Origin of the sequence: Campylobacter sp. B0100352/1, assembly GCF_020135855.1 — a bacterium.
In the GTDB taxonomy this organism is placed as follows: domain Bacteria; phylum Campylobacterota; class Campylobacteria; order Campylobacterales; family Campylobacteraceae; genus Campylobacter_D; species Campylobacter_D taeniopygiae.
This window is the reverse complement of sequence record NZ_JACHTP010000090.1, coordinates 1-663: the sequence shown is the minus strand read 5'-3', so window position 1 is coordinate 663 and position 663 is coordinate 1. Positions and strand designations below refer to the sequence as shown.

The window sequence follows — 663 nt, the reverse complement described above, 5'->3', positions numbered from 1 at the left end:
AAAATTTAATAGGACGTTTTTGTTCTCTTACCTCATTTTCTTGTATGCAATGAGAAAAACGTTCAGCATTTTGCCTTAATCTTTTTGCTTCTTTTGTTTCTGTAGTTTTTGGATAAGGAGTATAATGCAAAATAAGAGGTTCTATGCCTTTACTTTGTAAAAAATCTTGTATTTCTTTTAGTCTTTGCTCTGCTTGAGGATTGCTAGGTTTATTTTGTTTTATAGGGAGTTGATAATTTTGTATCGTATCGATTTTAGGACTATTTTGCCATAATACTTGAAGATTATAACTTACCGCCCAACCTAATGCGGCTATTTCATTATCTTCTTTGTAATATTTAAATTCATTATAGCAACATTCTAATTCTTGTGGTAAAATTGTTTCATCGTATGCTAAGGTGTTAAAATTTGCATTATATATATCAGCTTGTCTTTTTAAAGCTTCCTCATTGATATGTCCTACTGGAACAAAATTTTCCCAAAAAAGTTCTTCATCCATTGCTTTACCTTGTTGTTAAATATTTTTATTTAAATCCAATAATTAGCTTAGCATATTCTAATATAATTTATAAAGTTACATATATTTGACTTATTTTTCATGCTATTATTTTATCTTTTTATAGCTTGCATCGGCTATATCAGCATAATCTTTGATTTCTGAGA

Annotated in this window: 1 protein-coding gene; it reads right to left on the bottom strand. The window is 28.1% G+C overall.

What is annotated here, in order from left to right:
• The coding region (locus H2279_RS08665) for a hypothetical protein (protein ID WP_337196292.1) at positions 1-499 on the bottom strand (499 nt) is incomplete at its 3' end.
• Positions 500-663: the final 164 nt, after the last annotated feature.